Here is a 16874-nt window from a genome sequence, read left to right as displayed (position 1 = left end):
CCGGTGTTCGGCACCGTCAAGGAGGCCATGCAGGAGACCGGCGCGGACGTCTCCGTCGTGTTCGTCCCGCCGAAGTTCACCAAGGACGCCGTGGTGCGCGCACCCCGCGCGCAGGCCGGCCTCCTGGTGACGTTCCTCCTGGTCACCGGGCATTTCGCGGCGTACACCTACGTGCGTCCCGTCCTGGAGCGGGTGTCCGGCGTGAACCCGGACCTGATCAGCACGCTGCTGCTGGTGTACGGCGTGGCGGGCATCGCGGGCAACTTCACCGCGGGGACGGCGGCCGCCCACGCCCCGCGCCGCACCCTGGTACGGATCACCGTCCTGCTCGCGCCGGCCGTCCTGCTGTTCCCCGTCGCGGGCCGGTCCCCGCTTCCGGCGGTCGTGCTGCTGGTCCTGTGGGGAGTCGCCTACGGCGGCGTGTCGGTGACGCTACAGAACTGGCTGCTGCGCGCGGTGCCCCCGCACGCCGCCGAGCCGGCATCGGCCCTGTTCGTCGCCACCTTCAACCTCGCCATCTCGCTAGGTGCGCTGGCAGGCGGACAGATAGCCGACACCACCGGCGAAACGAGCGTCATGTGGCTAGGCGGAACCCTGGCCGCCCTAGCCCTAGCCACCGCGACCGCCCGGCGACCTCTACGGCAGAGAGCCCCGCAATAGACACCGCGCCGACCTCAGCCATCACCGCAACCACGCGACAACCTCAATGGCCGCGATCGCGTCCGAAGGCAGGTTCGAGCTTGCGAGAACCTGATCGCGCAGCGAGCCGCAAGGCGAGCCGAAGCGATGCCAGCGATCGCCCGCTTTTATCGACGATGGAGGGCCGCCAGGCCCGAAGGAGGAGAGAAAAGCTATCGAGTCCTCGTGATCACGTAGTCGCAGAGGTTGGTGAGGGCTTCGCGGGCGGGGATCTCGGGGAGGGTGAGGAGTTCGCTGCGGGCGTCCTCGGCCCAGCGGCGGAGGTCGGCGCGGGCGCGGTCCATGGCGGGGTGGGCGCGCAGGAGGGTGAGGGCCTCGGCGTGGAGGGCGTCGTCGGTGAGGTCCTGGGTGAGGAGCTCGCGGAGGCGGGCGTCGTCAGGGCCGGAGCCGATGCCGGCGAGGACGTGGTGCGTCGGGAGGGTGCGGATGCCTTCGCGCAGGTCGGTGCCGGGGGTCTTGCCGGACTCCTCGGTCTCGGAGGCGACGTCGAGGATGTCGTCGGACAGCTGGAAGGCGATGCCGATCTTCTCGCAGGCGGAGGTGACGGTGTCGACGACGTGGGCGGGGGCGCCCGAGAGCAGGGCGCCGAACTGGCCGGAGACGGCGATCAGGGAGCCGGTCTTGTCGGCGACGACCTGGAGGTAGTGCTTGAGGGGGTCGGCGTCCTCGCCGGGGCCGACGGTCTCCTGGATCTGGCCGCGGACCAGGCGGGCGAACGCGCGGGCCTGGATGCGGACGGCCTCGGGGCCGAGGTCGGCGAGCAGGTCGGACGCGCGGGCGAACAGGTAGTCGCCGGTGAGGATGGCGACGGTGTTCGTCCAGCGGGAGTTGGCGGACTGCTGGCCGCGGCGGATGGTGGCCTCGTCCATGACGTCGTCGTGGTAGAGGGTGCCGAGGTGGGTGAGCTCGACGACGACGGCGGCGGGGACGACGCCGGGCGCCGCCGGGTCGCCGAAGTGGGAGGCCAGCAGCACCAGCATCGGCCGGAAGCGCTTGCCGCCCGCCTCGACGAGGTGCTGCGAGGCCTCGGTGAGCAGCGGGTCCTCGCCCCGGACGCAGTCGAGCAGAAGGGACTCGACGGCGGCGAGGCGGTCCTTGGCGTCGGACGCGAGCGCGGCGTCGACGGGAAGCCCGAACGGGCCGGTCTCCTGGATGGCCGGCCCGCCGGACTTCTCAGCGAATGGGTTGCTCACCCAAGACTCCCTACCGGACGAACATGTGGGTCGTGGCCTGCCCCGCGAGGTCCAGAACGGGCTGCGGGATCACGCCGAGTACCACAGTAGCCGTCACTCCGAGCGCGACCGCGACCGCGGTCGCCGGGCCGGCCACCACGACCGGGCCCTCGGCGTCCGGCTCGCTGAAGAACATGACGACGATCACACGGACGTAGAAGAACGCGGCGACCGCGGAGGAGATCACGGCGACGATCACCAGGGGCGTGGCGCCGCCCTCGACGGCCGCCTTGAACACCGCGAACTTGCCGGTGAAGCCGCTGGTCAGCGGGATGCCCGCGAAGCCCAGGAGGAAGAAGGCGAACACGCCGGCGACCACCGGGGACCGCTTGCCGAGGCCCGCCCACCGCGACAGGTGGCCGGCCTCGCCGCCCGCGTCCCGCACCATCGTCACGACGGCGAACGCGCCGATCGAGGTGAAGCCGTAGGCGACCAGGTAGAACATCGTGCTGGACAGGCCGTCCGGGGAGCTGGCGATCACGCCCATGAGCAGGAAGCCCGCGTGCGCGATCGAGGAGTAGGCCAGCATCCGCTTGATGTCGGTCTGCGTGATCGCGATGATCGACCCGGCGATCATGGTGAGAATGGCCACACCCCACAGGACGGGCCGCCAGTCCCACTTCAGCGTCTCGAACGCGACGTAGTAGACGCGCAGGATCCCGCCGAACGCGGCGACGACGGTGCAGGACGCCATCAGCGCCGTGATCGGCGTGGGGGCGCCCTGGTAGACATCCGGCTTCCACATGTGGAAGGGGACGCCGCCGAGCTTGAACAGCAGCCCGACCGACAGCAGCGCGACGCCTGCGAGGAGCAGGGTCTCGCTGCCCGCGTCCTTGCCGATCTGCGCGGAGATGTCCGACAGCCGGACGGACCCGGCGTACCCGTACAGCAGCGCCGCCCCGTACAGGAAGAACGCCGAGGAGAACGCGCCGAGCAGGAAGTACTTGACCGCCGCCTCCTGGGAGAGGAGGCGGCGCCGGCGGGCGAGCCCGCACAGCAGGTACAGCGGCAGCGACATGACCTCCAGCGCCACGAACATGGTGAGCAGGTCGTTGGCCGCCGGGAACATCACCATGCCGCCGACGGCGAACATCATCAGCGGGAACACCTCGGTCTGGGTGAACCCGGCCTCGGTGGTGCGCTGCTCGGCCTCGCTGCCGGGCAGGGCCGAGGCCTGCGCGGCGAAGTGGCCGCCGGCCCTGCCGTCGCCGCGCTCGGCGATGAGCAGGAGGCTGACGAGGGCCAGCACCAGGATGGTGCCCTGGATGAACAGGGTGGGGCCGTCCACGCCCAGAGCGCCCTCGGCGGCGACGTGGTGCGGGTTGTCGCGCCACGCCAGCAGGATCGTCCAGGCGAACCCGCCCGCGAGGCCGAGGAACGCCAGCGGCACCTGCACGTAGTAGCGCGCTGTCCGGCCGACGAACGCCTCGACGAGCACGCCCGCGACGGCGACGCCGAGGACCAGCAGCAGCGGGGCGATCTGCCCGTACTCGATGTGCGGCGCGGGGATGTCACCCCCCTGCGCGAGGACCGCGCTCACCTGACTGGTGGTGCTCATGGACGGGCTCCGTTCTCGGCGACGTTACCGGTGATGTCCGGCGCCGGGTCGTGCTGGTCGACCCGCGCCAGCGTGTGGTCCACCGACGGGTTGATCACGTGCAGCACCGGCTGCGGGAAGAAGCCCATCGCCACGATGATCGCGATGATCGGGGCGAGGGCCCACTTCTCCCGGGCGGACAGGTCCTTCATGCCCTCGACCGCGGGCGTCTTGGGGCCGCCCATGGTCCGCTGGTACATCCACAGGACGTAGATGGCCGCGAGCACGACGCCGCTGACCGCGAGCGCGCCCGCCCACTCGTACCGGCTGAACGTCCCGACGATGACGAGGAACTCCGATACGAACGTGGACAGGCCGGGCAGCGACAGCGCGGACAGGCCGGCGACCAGGAACATCCCGGCGAGGACGGGCGCGACCTTCTGCACCCCGCCGAAGTCGGAGATCCGCGCCGACCGCCGCCGGACGATCATGAAGCCGACGACGAGGAACAGCGCGCCGGTGGAGAACCCGTGGTTCACCATGTAGAGCGCCGCGCCGGACTGGCCCTGCGACGTCATCGCGAAGATGCCGAGGACGATGAACCCGAAGTGCGACACCGACGTGTAGGCGATGAGGCGCTTCATGTCGACCTGGCCGATCGCGAGGATCGCGCCGTAGATGATGCTGAGCACCGCGAACCCCAGCACGACCGGGGTCGCCCACTTGGCGGCGCCGGGGAACAGCTCCAGGCAGAACCGGAGCATCCCGTAGGTGCCGACCTTGTCCAGGACGCCGACGATCAGCACCAGCGCGCCGGCCGGGGACTGCTGCGCCGCGTCGGGCAGCCAGGTGTGCACCGGCACCATCGGCGCCTTGATCGCGAACGCGACGAAGAAGCCGAGGAACAGCCACTTGGCCGTCGTCGGGTCGATGTTCATCTTCGACAGCTCGTCGAACATGAACGTGCCGTGCCCGAGGCCGCCCTCCGCGACCGACCGGTTCGACAGCGGGTACAGCCAGATGACGGCGACGAGCATCAGCAGCCCGCCGAACAGCGAGTACAGCAGGAACTTCACCGCGGCGTAGGACCGCTGGGCGCCGCCGTAGTACCCGATGATGAAGTACACCGGGATGAGCATCGCCTCGAAGAAGACGTAGAACAGGAACACGTCCGTCGCGGCGAACACGCCGATCATGGCCGCTTCCATCGTCAGCAGCAGCGCGAAGTACGTCTTCACCGACCGCTTCGCCGGGACGTCCACGCCGCCGGACCGGTCGGCCTCGCTCCACGAGGCCAGCATGACCAGCGGGACGAGGACGACCGACAGCACGATCAGCACCAGCGCGACGCCGTCGACGCCGACCGCCCAGTGGACCCCGAACTCCTTGATCCACCAGTACTTCTCGGTGAACTGGAACCGCGCGCCGCCCGCGTCGAAGCCCGACGCCATGACCCCGGTGAGGGCCGCGACGAGGAGGGAGACGCCGAGCGAGAACTGCTTGACCAGCGCCTCCCGCTCGCGCGGGATGGCGCTGAGCAGCACCGCGCCCACCAGCGGCAGCGCGATGAGGACGCTCAGCCAGGGAAAGTCGCTCATGACACGTTCACCACCAGGAGCGCCGCGACCACGAGGGCCGCGCCGCCCAGCATCGAGAGGGCGTAGGAGCGGGCGAAGCCGGTCTGGACGCGCCGGAGCCGGCCGGAACTGCCGCCGACGCCGGCGGCCGTCCCGTTGACGGCGCCGTCGACGCCGCGCCCGTCGAACCAGACCGCGAGCCGGGTCAGCCACTGGCCGGGACGCATCAGCAGCGACTCGTTGAGCGCGTCGCCGTAGAGGTCCTTGCGGGCCGCGACGGTGACGAACGAGCCCTTGGGCGCCTCGCGCGGCACCTTCCGGGCGCCGTACTGCATCCAGGCGATCCCGGCACCGACGATCATCAGGACGAAGGTGGCGGCGCCGGGCGCGGTGAGCCACTTGAACTCGTGCGCGTGCTCGGGCGCCCCGACGACCGGTTCGAGGAACTCGGGGAAGCTGCCGAGGATCAGGAACCCGCCCGCGAAGACGGACCCGACCGCGAGCAACATCAGCGGCCAGGTCATGACGGCCGGCGACTCGTGCGGGTGGACGTCGTCCTCCCAGCGCTTCTCGCCGAAGAACGTCATGAACATGACCCGGGACATGTAGTACGCGGTGATCCCGGCGCCGATCAGCGCGCAGGAGCCGAGGATCATCCCGGACGTGCCGCCCTTGGCGTAGGCGGCCTCGATGATGCCGTCCTTGGTGAACCAGCCCGACAGGCCGGGGAACCCGATGATGGCGAGGTACCCGAGGCCGAACGTCGCGTAGGTGATCACCATGACCGTGCGCAGCGCGCCGTAGTGGCGCATGTTCACGTCGTCCTTCATGCCGTGCATGACCGAGCCGGCGCCGAGGAACAGCCCGGCCTTGAAGAAGCCGTGCGCGACGAGGTGCGCGATGGCGAAGACGTAGCCCGCCGGGCCGAGGCCCGCGGCCAGCACCATGTAGCCGATCTGCGACATCGTCGATCCGGCGAGGGCCTTCTTGATGTCGTCCTTGCCGCAACCGATGATCGCACCGGCCAGCAGCGTGGCCGCGCCGACGATCGTCACCACCAGCTGCGCGGTCTCGGACATCTCGAAGATCGGTCCGGACCGGACGATCAGGTAGACGCCCGCGGTGACCATCGTGGCGGCGTGGATGAGGGCCGACACCGGAGTCGGGCCCTCCATCGCGTCCAGCAGCCACGATTGCAGCGGGAGCTGCGCCGACTTGCCGCACGCGCCGACCAGGAGCAGCAGCCCGATGGCCGTCGCGGTGCCGGTGCCGAGCTTGGAGGCGAGCCCCACGTGCTCGGCGCCGGTGCCGAGGACCGTGCCGAAGTCGATGCTGCCGAACGAGGCGAAGATCAGCGCGATCGCGATGATCAGCCCCATGTCGCCGACCCGGTTGACGACGAACGCCTTCTTCGCGGCGGTCGCGGCCGTCGGCTTGTGCTGCCAGAACCCGATCAGCAGGTAGGAGGCGAGACCGACGCCCTCCCAGCCCAGGAACAGGATCAGGAAGTTGCCGCCCAGGACCAGCACCAGCATCGACGCCAGGAACAGGTTCAGGTAGGCGAAGAAACGGCGGCGGTCGGGGTCCTCGGCCATGTAGCCGATGGAGTAGATGTGGATGAGCGAGCCCACCCCGGTGATCAGCAGGACGAAGGTGATGGACAGCGGGTCCACCAGCAGGTCCATGCCGATCTTGAACGTGCCGACGTCGATGAAGTCCCACAGGTGCAGGGTGCGGCGCCGGGCCTCGGCGTCGTATCCCAGCATCTGGGCGAACATCGCGGCGCCCACCGCGAACGACGCCAGCGACATCGCGGCGCCGAGCAGGTGGCCCCACCGGTCGGTCCGCCGTCCCCCGAGCAGGAGGATCGCGGCGCCCGCCAGCGGGAGCGCGACGAGGAGCCAGGACGCGGCCTGGATGCCTTCCGCTTTCATCCCTGGCCTCTCAGTACTTCAGCAGGTTCGCGTCGTCGACCGACGAGGACCTGCGGGTCCGGAAGATGGTCATGATGATCGCCAGACCCACCACGACCTCCGCCGCGGCCACCACCATCACGAAGAAGGCGATGATCTGGCCGTCCAGGTTGCCGTGCATTCGGGAGAACGAGACGAACGCCAGGTTCGTCGCGTTCAGCATCAGCTCGACGCACATGAACACCACGATGGCGTTGCGGCGCACGAGGACGCCGAGCGCTCCGATGGTGAACAGGACCGCCGAGAGCGCCAGGTAGTGCCCCGGGCTCATTCTCCTGCCTCGCCTTCACTCGCGCCGCCGCCGGCGGCCGGCGTCCCCGACTTGACCGAGCGCTCCTCGGCGCCCGAGTCGCGGACGTCCTCGGTGACCGCCTTGACCGCGGCCACGTCCCGTTCGAGGGCCTCCTCCTCGGAGCCGCCGTACAGGTCGGCGTGCCGCTCCGCGGTGTCGGTGCGGGCCGCGATGACCGGGTTGACCGACAGCTCCGAGGGCGTCCCGTCGGGCAGCAGCGCCGGCATGTCGACGGCGTTGTGCCGGGCGTAGGTGCCGGGGCCCGGCAGCGGGCCCGGGTGGGAGCCGGACAGGAACCGCTGCCGCGACAGGTCCTTCTGCGTCGGCTTCGGCTCGGTGCGCTCCCGGTGCGCCAGCACCATCGCGCCCAGCGCCGCGGTGATCAGCAGGGCGCTGGTCGCCTCGAACGCGAACACGTACTTGGAGAACAGCAGCCGGGCCAGCCCGATGACGTTGCCCTCGGAGTTGGCCTGGTTCAGCCCGGCCGAACCGCCGAGCGCCGCGTTGCCGACCCCGACGGTGAGCAGGACGAGGAAGCCGACCGCGGCGATCGCCGCCCAGAACCGCTGGCCCCGGATCGTCTCCACCAGCGAGTCGGTGGAACTGACCCCGACGAGCATCAGCACGAACAGGAACAGCATCAGCACCGCGCCGGTGTAGACGATCACCTGCACGAACGCCAGGAAGGGCGCGTTCTGGATCGCGTACAGCGCGGCCAGGCAGAGCATCACGGTCGCCAGCAGCAGCGCCGAGTGCACCGCCTTCCGCATGAAGATCATGCCGAGGGCGGCGAGCACCGAGACGATCGCCAGCAGCCAGAAGAAGAACGGCTCGCCGGACTGCTTGTCGGCGACCTCGGCGGCGAGCACCTGCGCGCCCGCGACGGAGCCGGTCACTTGCCCTCACCGCCCTTGCGCGCCTTCGCCTTCTCGCGCTTGACGGCCTGGTCGGCGCTCGCGCGCCCGCCGTCCTCGGAAGGGATCTTCGGCGCCGAGGGCGTCCCGGACGACTGCTCGCCCTCCTGGAGGCCGAGGCGGTAGTACTCCTCCTCGGTGTCGCCGAGCCGCATCTCGTGCGGGGGCGCCTCCATGCCCTCGCGCAGCGGCGCCAGCAGCATCTCCTTGGTGTAGATGAGGCTCTCGCGGCTGTCGTCGGCGAGCTCGTACTCGTTGGTCATCGTGAGCGCCCGGGTCGGGCACGCCTCGATGCACAGCCCGCACAGGATGCACCGCAGATAGTTGATCTGGTAGGTGCGGCCGTAGCGCTCGCCCGGCGAGTACCGCTCGTCCGCCGTATTGTCGGCGCCCTCGACGAAGATGGCGTCCGCGGGGCACGCCCACGCGCACAGCTCGCAGCCGACGCACTTCTCCAGGCCGTCCGGCCACCGGTTCAGCTGGTGCCGCCCGTGGAAGCGAGGAGCCGTCGGCTTCTTCACCTCGGGGTACTGAACGGTCTCGCTCTTCATGAACATCTGGTGGAACGAGACCCCGAACCCCTTGACCGGGTTCAGGAAATCAGTGAGTCCCACTGGTGACCTCCTCGGAGGGGGTTTCGATCGTGGCCGGCCGGACCGGCTCGCGGGCGCGGCCGTGGTAGTGGGGCGCGTCCATCGGCGGCACCGGGAACCCGCCCGCCGCCGGGTCGGTGCGCGGCCCCGGCGTCGCCCCCGGGACGATCTCCTTGTCGTCCTCGCGGCCGCGGGCCATCTCCCAGATCACCGTGGCGACCAGCACGATCGCGGCGACCACGGCGGCGGCGATGAACAGCTGCCGCATCTCGTAGCCGTCGTTGCGCAGCGCGCGGATCGTCGCGACCAGCAGGATCCAGCCGAGCGAGAAGGGCATCAGCACCTTCCAGCCCAGCTTCATCAGCTGGTCGTAGCGCACGCGCGGCAGCGTGCCGCGCAGCCAGATGAAGAAGAAGATGAACAGGAAGATCTTGATCAGGAACCACAGCACCGGCCACCAGCCGGAGTTGGCGCCCGCCCACACCGTGGAGATCGGCGCGGGGGCGCGCCAGCCGCCGAGGAACATCGTGGTGGCCAGCGCCGACAGCGTCGCGAGGTTGATGTACTCCGCGAGGAAGAACATCGCGAACTTCAGCGACGAGTACTCGGTGTGGAAGCCGCCGACCAGCTCGCCCTCGCCCTCGGGCAGGTCGAACGGGATGCGGTTCGACTCGCCCATCATCGTGATGACGTACACGACGAACGACGGCGCGAGCAGCACCACGAACCACTTGTCGTGCTGCGCCGCGACGATCTCCGAGGTGGACATCGAGCCCGCGAACATGAACACGGCCACGAACGACAGGCCCATCGCGATCTCGTAGGAGATCATCTGCGCGGACGAGCGCAGCCCGCCGAGCAGCGAGTACGGCGACATCGAGGACCAGCCGGCCAGCACGATGCCGTAGATCGCCATCGAGGACATCGCGAGGACGAGCAGCACCGCGACCGGAAGGTCGGTGCCCTGCAGCGCCGTCTGGTGCCCGAGGACCGAGACCGTCGGCCCGAACGGGATGATGATGAAGGAGATGAACGCGGGCACCGCCGCCATCACCGGCGCCAGGACGAACACGATCTTGTCGACCTGGCGGGGGACGATGTCCTCCTTCAGCGCCAGCTTGACGCCGTCGGCGAGGCCCTGCAGCAGGCCGAAGGGCCCGGCCCGGTTGGGGCCGACGCGCAGCTGCATCCGGCCGATGACCCGCCGCTCGATCCACATCGTCATCAGCACGGTGACGACGAGGAACACGAAGATGGCGAGGACCTTGCCGCCGATCAGCCACCACGGGTCCGTGCCGAAGTCCTGCAGCTGCGGGTCGGGCGCCGGCGCCGCGGCCAGGGAGCTCATTCGATGCCTCCAGCGTTCTCGGTCGCGGTCGCGGGCACCGCGCCCGCGATCTTGACGACGCCTCCCGCGGCCGCGCCGAGGTCCCGGTGCAGGGCGCAGCCCGCCGAGTTCGTCGGCAGCCACACCACCCGGTCGGGCAGGTCGGAAGTGATCTCCAGCGGGAGCGTGACCTCGCCGCGCGGGCCCGAGACCGTCACCGCGCCGGTCGCGCCGATCTCCGCGGCCGTCGCGGGCGACAGCCGGGCGGCGGCGGGCTTGGCGGTGCCCGCGAGGAACGGCTCGCCGTCCTGCAGGCGGCCCCGGTCGAGGAGCAGCCGCCAGGTCGCGAGCAGCGCCTCGCCCCGCTCGGGGTGCGGCGCCAGGCCCTGCGCGACGCTCGGCGCGTCCGGGCGCTCGCCGCGGTGGGCGCCGAGGCCGGCCATCTCGCGGCGGGCGGCCTCCGGGCCCGGCAGGCCCAGGTGGACGTCCATCTCGTCGGCCAGCGCGTCCAGCACCCGCAGGTCGGACATCCGCCCGGCGGACTTGAGCACGACGTCGAACGGACGGCCGCGGCCCTCCCAGTCGACGAACGTCCCGGACTTCTCCGCGACCGCCGCGACCGGCAGGACGACGTCGGCGCGGTCGGTGACCGCGCTCGGCCGCTGCTCCAGGCTCACCACGAACGGGGTGGCCTCCAGCGCCCGCAGCATCGCCTCCGGGTCGGGCAGGTCGTAGGGGTCGACGCCGCCGACGAGCAGCGCGCCGCGCCGCCCCGCGGCCGCCGCCGCGATGATGCCGGCCGTGTCCTCGCCGGGATCGGCGGGCAGGTCCGCGACGCCCCAGGTGCGGGCGACCTCGGCGCGGGCGGCGGGGTCGGTGACCGGACGGCCGATCGGCAGCAGCCCGGGCAGCGCCCCGGCCTCGATCGCGCCCCGCTCCCCGGCCCGGCGCGGCACCCAGGCCAGCCGGGCGCCGGTCGCCTGCGCCACCCGGGTCGCCGAGGTCAGCGCCCCCGGGCTGGTGGCGAGCCGCTCGCCGACGAGGATGACGGCGCCGGGCGTCTCCAGCAGCGTGCGGATGTCGGACCGGGCGTCGTCCCCGATGAGGGAGCCGAGGACCTCGGCCTCCGCGCCGGGGAGCGTCGGCAGCAGCGTGCCGCCGACCTTCGCCAGACCGCGCGTCGCGAACGGGGCCGCCGCGAACACCTTCAGGCGGTTCTTGCGGAACGCCTTGCGGAGCCGCAGGAAGACGATCGGCGACTCCTCCTCGGGCTCGAACCCGGCGAGCAGGACGACCGGCGCCTTCTCCAGGTCGGCGTAGGTCACCTCGATGGGGTGGCCCGCGACGGACGAGGCGAGGAACCGCGACTCCTCCTCCGACAGCGGCCGGGCCCGGAAGTCGACGTCGTTGGTGCCGAGCGCGATCCGGGCGAACTTGGCGTAGGCGTAGGCGTCCTCAAGGGTGACGCGGCCGCCGGTCAGGACGCCGGCCGAGCCGCGCGCCGCCGCGAGGCCGCGCGCCGCGATGGTGAGCGCCTCGGGCCAGGACGCCGGCTCCAGCTCGCCGTCCTCGCCGCGGACGAGCGGCTGGGCGAGCCGCTCGGGCTGCGTCCCGTAGGTGAACGCCCAGCGGCCCTTGTCGCAGTTCCACTCCTCGTTGACCTGCGGGTCGTCCCCGGCCAGCCGCCGCGTGATCTTCCCGCGGCGGTGGTCGGTGCGCAGCGCGCAGCCGGACGCGCAGTGCTCGCAGACGCTCGGCTGCGAGACCAGGTCGAACGGGCGGGACCGGAACCGGTACGCGGCGCCGGTGAGCGCGCCCACCGGGCAGATCTGCACGGTGTTGCCGGAGAAGTAGGACTGGAACGGCTTGCCGTCCGCCGCCCCGACCTGCTCCTTCGCGCCGCGCTCGAACAGGTCGATGAACGCGTCGCCGGCGATCTGGTCGGAGAACCGGGTGCAGCGGGCGCACTGGATGCAGCGCTCCCGGTCGAGCAGCACCTGGCTGGACAGCGGGATCGGCTTGGGGAAGGTCCGCTTGGCCTCCACGAACCGGGACTCGCCGCGGCCGTTGGACATCGCCTGGTTCTGCAGGGGGCACTCGCCGCCCTTGTCGCAGATCGGGCAGTCCAGCGGGTGGTTGATCAGCAGCAGCTCCATCACGCCGTGCTGCGCCTTGTCGGCGACCGGCGAGGTGAGCTGGGTCTTGACCACCATCCCCGGCATCACCGTGGTGGTGCACGACGCCTGCGGCTTCGGCATGCCGCGGCCGTTGCCGGCGTCGGGGATCTCCACCAGGCACTGCCGGCAGGCCCCGACCGGGTCCAGCAGCGGGTGGTCGCAGAACCGGGGGATCTGGATGCCGAGCAGCTCGGCGGCCCGGATGATCAGCGTGCCCTTGGGCACCTCGATCTCGAAGCCGTCGATGGTGCAGGAGACCATCTCCACCGGCTTCTCCACCGCCGACTTGTCGTCGGTGACGGTCACTTGGCACCTCCCCAGAGGGTCGACTTGGCCGGGTCGAACGGGCAGGCCCCGAGCTCGAAGTGCCGGAGGTACTCGTCCCGGAACAGCTTGATGGACGAGACGACCGGGCTCGTGGCGCCGTCGCCGAGGGCGCAGAACGACCGGCCCAGGATGTTGTCGGACAGGTCCAGCAGGGTCTCCAGGTCCTCCTCGGAGCCCTGGCCCGCCTCCAGCCGCTTCAGCATCTGCTTGTACCAGTAGGTGCCCTCGCGGCACGGCGTGCACTTGCCGCACGACTCGTGCGCGTAGAACTCCGACCAGCGCAGCACGGCGCGGACGACGCAGGTCGTCTCGTCGAAGATCTGCAGGGCCCGGGTGCCGAGCATGGACCCGGCGGCGCCGACGGACTCGAAGTCCAGCGGCACGTCCAGGTGCTCGTCGGTGAAGATCGGGGTGGACGACCCGCCGGGCGTCCAGAACTTCAGCCGGTGCCCCTCGCGGACGCCGCCCGCCATGTCGAGCAGCTCCCGCAGCGTGATGCCGAGCGGCGCCTCGTACTGCCCGGGCCGGGTGACGTGCCCGGACAGCGAGAAGATCCCGAAGCCCTGGGACTTCTCGGTGCCCATCGAGGCGAACCACTCGGGCCCGTTGGCGATGATCGAGGGAACCGAGGAGATCGACTCGACGTTGTTGATGACGGTGGGCCCGCCGTAGAGGCCCGCGACCGCCGGGAAGGGGGGCTTGAGCCTGGGCTGACCGCGGAACCCTTCGAGGGAGTCCAGCAGCGCCGTCTCCTCGCCGCAGATGTAGGCCCCGGCGCCGCTGTGCACGACCACGTCCAGGTCGTAGCCGGAGCCGAGGATGTCCTTGCCGAGGTAGCCGGCCTCGTACGCCTCCGCCACCGCCTGGTGGAGGCGGCGGATGACGTGCAGCACCTCGCCGCGCACGTAGATGAACGCGAGGTTCGACCTGATCGCGTACGAGCTGATGATCACGCCCTCGACGAGCACGTGCGGGTTGGCCATCATCAGCGGGATGTCCTTGCACGTGCCCGGCTCGGACTCGTCGGCGTTGACGACGAGGTAGCGCGGGTTCGGGCTGGACGGCGGCAGGAAGCCCCACTTCATCCCGGTGGGGAAGCCCGCGCCGCCGCGGCCGCGCAGGCCGGAGTCCTTGACCGCCTGGACGATCTCGTCCGGCTCCATCCGGAACGCCGTGCGCAGCGCCTCGTAGCCGCCGTCGCGCTCGTAGCCCGCGCGGGTGAACGAGTCGGCCTGGTCCCAGTTCTTCGTGAGGATGGGGGTCAGCGTGGTCACTTGTTCCGCCCCTCCTGCGATCCCGGCTTGGCCGCGCCGCCGATGGGCTTGCCCGGCTCCTGCGGCGGCTCGGCCACCTCTTCGGCCTTCACCGGCTCCTGCGGGCGCTCGCGGTCGACGTCCGCGCGGGGCGCCTCCCAGCCCCGCTCCTGCGCGAGCTTCAGGCCGCGCAGCGACTCCGGCCCGGCCTGGACGCCCTCGCCGGCGCGCCCGTCGGGGAACCCGGCGAGCACGCGGGACGCCTCCTTCCAGGTGGCCAGGCTCTCCGGGCCACGCGAAGGAAGCACTTGCTTACCCGAGCGCAGGTCGTCGACCAGCTTCTTGGCCTTCTCGGGAGTCATGTTGTCGAAGAACTCCCAGTTGACCATCATCACCGGCGCGAAGTCGCAGGCCGCGTTGCACTCGATCCGCTCCAGGCTGACCTTGCCGTCCGGGGTGGCCTCGTCGTGCCCGACCCCGGCGTGCTCGCTCAGCTCGTTCCAGATCTGGTCGCCGCCCATGACCGCGCACAGCGTGTTGATGCAGACGCCGACGTGGTACTCGCCGACCGGCGCGTGCTTGTACTGCGTGTAGAAGGTCGCGACGCCCGTCACCTGGGCCGGGGTGATGCCGAGCTGCTCCGCGCAGAACTCGATCCCGTCCTCGGTGACATGGCCCTCCTCCGACTGCACCAGGTGCAGCATCGGCAGCAGCGCCGAGCGCGGCCGGGGGTACCGGCCGATGATCTCCTTGGCGTCGCGCTCCAGCCGCTCGCGGACCTCAGGTCCGTATGTCATCGGTCCACTCCCCCCATGACCGGGTCGATGCTGGCGACCGCCGCGATGACGTCGGCGACCATGCCGCCCTCCGCCATCGCCGGGGTGGCCTGCAGGTTGACGAAGGACGGCTCGCGGAAGTGGACGCGGTACGGCCGGGTGCCGCCGTCGCTGACCACGTGGGCGCCGAGCTCGCCGCGCGGCGACTCGATGGGCGCGTACGCCTGCCCGGCCGGCACGCGGAAGCCCTCCGTCACCAGCTTGAAGTGATGGATCAGCGCCTCCATCGAGGTGCCCATGATGTGCGCGATGTGCCGCGGCGAGTTGCCCATGCCGTCCGCGCCGATCGCCAGCTGCGCCGGCCAGCCGATCTTCTTGTCCTCGATCATCACCGGGCCCTTGACCGACTGGAGCCGGTCCAGGCACTGCTCGACGATCTTCAGCGACTCCTCCATCTCGTCCATCCGGACGAGGTAGCGGCCGTAGACGTCGCAGGTGTCCTGCGTCGCGACCTCGAAGTCGTAGGTCTCGTAGCCGCAGTAGGGCTGCGACTTGCGCAGGTCCCACGGGAGCCCGGTCGCGCGCAGCACCGGGCCGGTGACGCCGAGCGCCATGCAGCCGGTCAGGTCCAGGTACGCGACGTTCTGGGTGCGCGCCAGGTAGACCGGGTTGGCGTCCATCAGCTTGCGCAGCGCCTGGATCCGCTTCGGCATGCGGTCCAGGTAGTCGCGGATCTTGCTGGTGGCGCCGCTCGGCAGGTCCTGCGCGACCCCGCCCGGACGGACGTAGGCCATGTTCATCCGCAGGCCGGTGATCTCCTCGAACAGGTCGAGGGTGTACTCGCGCTCGACGAAGCCGTTCAGCATCACCGTCGTCGCGCCGAGCTCCAGGCCGAACGTGGCGATCGCGACCAGGTGCGAGGAGATCCGGTTCAGCTCCATCATCATCACGCGGATGATCTGGGCCCGCTCCGGGACCTGCTCGGTGACGCCGAGCAGCTTCTCCACGCTCATGCAGTACGCCGTCTCGTTGAAGATCGGCGCGAGGTAGTCCATCCGGGTGCAGAACGTGGTGCCCTGCGTCCAGGTGCGGAACTCCATGTTCTTCTCGATGCCGGTGTGCAGGTAGCCGATGCCCACCCGGGCCTCGTTCACCGTCTCACCGTCGAGCGTCAGGATGAGCCGGAGCACCCCGTGCGTGGACGGGTGCTGGGGGCCCATGTTGACGACGAGCCGCTCGTCGCCGAGGTCCTCCGCGCCGGCGACGACCTGGTCCCAGTCCTGGCCGTTGACGTCGAAGACCTTGCCCTCGGCCGCCTCCTCCGCGGCGTAGGCGTCGTACTCGGTGTACTTCGTGGAACTCATACGTACGACCTCCGCTCGTCGGGCGGGGGGATCTCCGCTCCGCGGTACTCGACGGGGATACCGCCGAGGGGGTAGTCCTTGCGCTGCGGATGGCCGACCCAGTCGTCGGGCATCTCGATGCGCGTGAGCGCCGGGTGGCCGTCGTAGACGATCCCGAAGAAGTCGTAGGTCTCGCGCTCGTGCCAGTCGCTCGTCGGGTAGACCGGCACCAGCGACGGGACGTGCGGGTCGGCGTCCGGGCAGGTCACTTCCAGCCGGACGCGCCGGTTGTGCGTGATCGACAGCAGGTGCACGACCGAGTGCAGCTCGGCGCCCTCGTCCTTCGGGTAGTGCACGCCCGACACGCCCGAGCACATCTCGAAGCGCAGGGACGGCTCGTCCCGCATGGTCCGCGCGACCTCCAGCAGGTGCTCGCGCCGCACGAAGAACGTGATCTCGCCGCGGTCGACGACGACCCGCTCGACGGCGTCCCCGAAGTGCGGGTAGGCGCGCTCCAGCTCGTCGGCGATCTCGTCGAACTCGCCGGCCTCCGCGGCGCCGCCGGGCCCGCCGTAGGGGCGCTGCGCGGACACCTTCGGGCTCTGCCGGATGACGAGCCCGCCGTAGCCGGAGGTGTCGCCGGTGGTCCGCGCGCCGAACATGCCCTTGCGGACGACCGGCTGCTCGCGGCGCTCCTCCTCGGCCTGCGCGGGGAGCTTGTCGGCGTTCTGCTCGGCCTGCTGCTCAGGGTTCTCGGAACTCATGTCGTCCTCCTCCTGGGGGGGCGACCCCCCAGACCCCCCGGCAACCGCACCTGAATGCCGACCTGCACTCCGCTGCGCTCCGTTCCGGTC

At 70.8% G+C, this 16874-nt stretch carries 14 protein-coding genes; 1 reads left to right on the top strand and 13 read right to left on the bottom strand.

What is annotated here, in order from left to right; genetic code table 11:
- A partial coding sequence (locus AB0K37_RS22320) for an MFS transporter (protein WP_363984031.1) occupies window positions 1–660 on the top strand: 660 nt, incomplete at its 5' end.
- Between the two features lie 191 nt (window positions 661–851).
- Here AB0K37_RS22320 and AB0K37_RS22315 read toward each other — a convergent pair.
- From AB0K37_RS22315 to AB0K37_RS22255, 13 genes are read right to left on the bottom strand one after another with little or no spacing between them, the layout of a single operon-like run.
- Entirely contained in the window at window positions 852–1853 is a 1002-nt protein-coding gene (locus AB0K37_RS22315) for a polyprenyl synthetase family protein (RefSeq protein ID WP_363984034.1), read from the bottom strand.
- Window positions 1854–1902: 49 nt separating this feature from the next.
- Window positions 1903–3489: an NADH-quinone oxidoreductase subunit NuoN gene (nuoN, locus tag AB0K37_RS22310; protein WP_363984029.1), complete on the bottom strand. Its 1587-nt coding sequence runs from the start codon at window positions 3487–3489 to the stop codon at window positions 1903–1905.
- On the bottom strand, window positions 3486–5066 hold the full coding sequence (locus tag AB0K37_RS22305; RefSeq protein WP_363984027.1) for an NADH-quinone oxidoreductase subunit M: 1581 nt from the start codon (window positions 5064–5066) through the stop codon (window positions 3486–3488). Before AB0K37_RS22305 ends, nuoN begins: the two co-directional genes overlap by 4 nt.
- On the bottom strand, window positions 5063–6979 hold the full coding sequence (gene nuoL / locus AB0K37_RS22300; RefSeq protein ID WP_363984026.1) for an NADH-quinone oxidoreductase subunit L: 1917 nt from the start codon (window positions 6977–6979) through the stop codon (window positions 5063–5065). Before nuoL ends, AB0K37_RS22305 begins: the two co-directional genes overlap by 4 nt.
- 10 nt (window positions 6980–6989) lie before the next feature.
- On the bottom strand, window positions 6990–7289 hold the full coding sequence (nuoK, locus tag AB0K37_RS22295) for an NADH-quinone oxidoreductase subunit NuoK (protein WP_185028663.1): 300 nt from the start codon (window positions 7287–7289) through the stop codon (window positions 6990–6992).
- Window positions 7286–8206, bottom strand: a complete 921-nt coding sequence (locus AB0K37_RS22290) for an NADH-quinone oxidoreductase subunit J (RefSeq protein WP_363984024.1) — start codon at window positions 8204–8206, stop codon at window positions 7286–7288. The genes nuoK and AB0K37_RS22290 overlap by 4 nt, the downstream gene beginning before the upstream one ends.
- Window positions 8203–8781 carry an NADH-quinone oxidoreductase subunit NuoI gene (gene nuoI / locus AB0K37_RS22285; protein ID WP_363984032.1) on the bottom strand — a complete coding sequence of 193 codons (579 nt, stop codon included), beginning with the start codon at window positions 8779–8781 and terminating at the stop codon, window positions 8203–8205. Before nuoI ends, AB0K37_RS22290 begins: the two co-directional genes overlap by 4 nt.
- Window positions 8782–8824: 43 nt before the next feature.
- Window positions 8825–10165 (bottom strand): NADH-quinone oxidoreductase subunit NuoH, encoded by a 1341-nt coding sequence (gene nuoH, locus AB0K37_RS22280; RefSeq protein ID WP_363984022.1) that lies wholly within the window; start codon window positions 10163–10165, stop codon window positions 8825–8827.
- On the bottom strand, window positions 10162–12627 hold the full coding sequence (locus AB0K37_RS22275; RefSeq protein ID WP_363984020.1) for an NADH-quinone oxidoreductase subunit G: 2466 nt from the start codon (window positions 12625–12627) through the stop codon (window positions 10162–10164). The genes nuoH and AB0K37_RS22275 overlap by 4 nt, the downstream gene beginning before the upstream one ends.
- Window positions 12624–13922, bottom strand: a complete 1299-nt coding sequence (gene nuoF / locus AB0K37_RS22270) for an NADH-quinone oxidoreductase subunit NuoF (RefSeq protein ID WP_345178218.1) — start codon at window positions 13920–13922, stop codon at window positions 12624–12626. Before nuoF ends, AB0K37_RS22275 begins: the two co-directional genes overlap by 4 nt.
- The gene (gene nuoE / locus AB0K37_RS22265) at window positions 13919–14698 is read right to left on the bottom strand and encodes an NADH-quinone oxidoreductase subunit NuoE (protein ID WP_363984018.1); all 780 of its coding nucleotides are present in this window, start codon (window positions 14696–14698) and stop codon (window positions 13919–13921) included. The genes nuoF and nuoE overlap by 4 nt, the downstream gene beginning before the upstream one ends.
- Window positions 14695–16041: an NADH-quinone oxidoreductase subunit D gene (locus tag AB0K37_RS22260; RefSeq protein ID WP_363984016.1), complete on the bottom strand. Its 1347-nt coding sequence runs from the start codon at window positions 16039–16041 to the stop codon at window positions 14695–14697. Before AB0K37_RS22260 ends, nuoE begins: the two co-directional genes overlap by 4 nt.
- Complete coding sequence (locus tag AB0K37_RS22255) at window positions 16038–16784, bottom strand: NADH-quinone oxidoreductase subunit C (RefSeq protein WP_363984014.1); 747 nt, start codon at window positions 16782–16784, stop codon at window positions 16038–16040. The genes AB0K37_RS22260 and AB0K37_RS22255 overlap by 4 nt, the downstream gene beginning before the upstream one ends.
- Between the last annotated feature and the right edge of the window lie 90 nt (window positions 16785–16874).

Origin of the sequence: Actinomadura sp. NPDC049753, assembly GCF_040674655.1 — a bacterium.
Taxonomy (GTDB): domain Bacteria; phylum Actinomycetota; class Actinomycetes; order Streptosporangiales; family Streptosporangiaceae; genus Spirillospora; species Spirillospora verrucosospora.
This window is presented reverse-complemented; position numbering and strand designations above follow the sequence as displayed.

Bases quoted from the DNA above. Each gene is read 5' to 3' on its own strand.
- nuoN (WP_363984029.1), bottom strand. From the start codon at position 3,489: ATGAGCACCACCAGTCAGGTGAGCGCGGTCCTCGCGCAGGGGGGTGAC.
- nuoL (WP_363984026.1), bottom strand. From the start codon at position 6,979: ATGAAAGCGGAAGGCATCCAGGCCGCGTCCTGGCTCCTCGTCGCGCTC.
- nuoH (WP_363984022.1), bottom strand. From the start codon at position 10,165: ATGAGCTCCCTGGCCGCGGCGCCGGCGCCCGACCCGCAGCTGCAGGAC.
- AB0K37_RS22260 (WP_363984016.1), bottom strand. From the start codon at position 16,041: ATGAGTTCCACGAAGTACACCGAGTACGACGCCTACGCCGCGGAGGAG.
- AB0K37_RS22255 (WP_363984014.1), bottom strand. From the start codon at position 16,784: ATGAGTTCCGAGAACCCTGAGCAGCAGGCCGAGCAGAACGCCGACAAG.
- nuoE (WP_363984018.1), bottom strand. From the start codon at position 14,698: ATGACATACGGACCTGAGGTCCGCGAGCGGCTGGAGCGCGACGCCAAG.
- nuoK (WP_185028663.1), bottom strand. From the start codon at position 7,289: ATGAGCCCGGGGCACTACCTGGCGCTCTCGGCGGTCCTGTTCACCATC.
- nuoI (WP_363984032.1), bottom strand. From the start codon at position 8,781: ATGTTCATGAAGAGCGAGACCGTTCAGTACCCCGAGGTGAAGAAGCCG.
- AB0K37_RS22305 (WP_363984027.1), bottom strand. From the start codon at position 5,066: ATGAGCGACTTTCCCTGGCTGAGCGTCCTCATCGCGCTGCCGCTGGTG.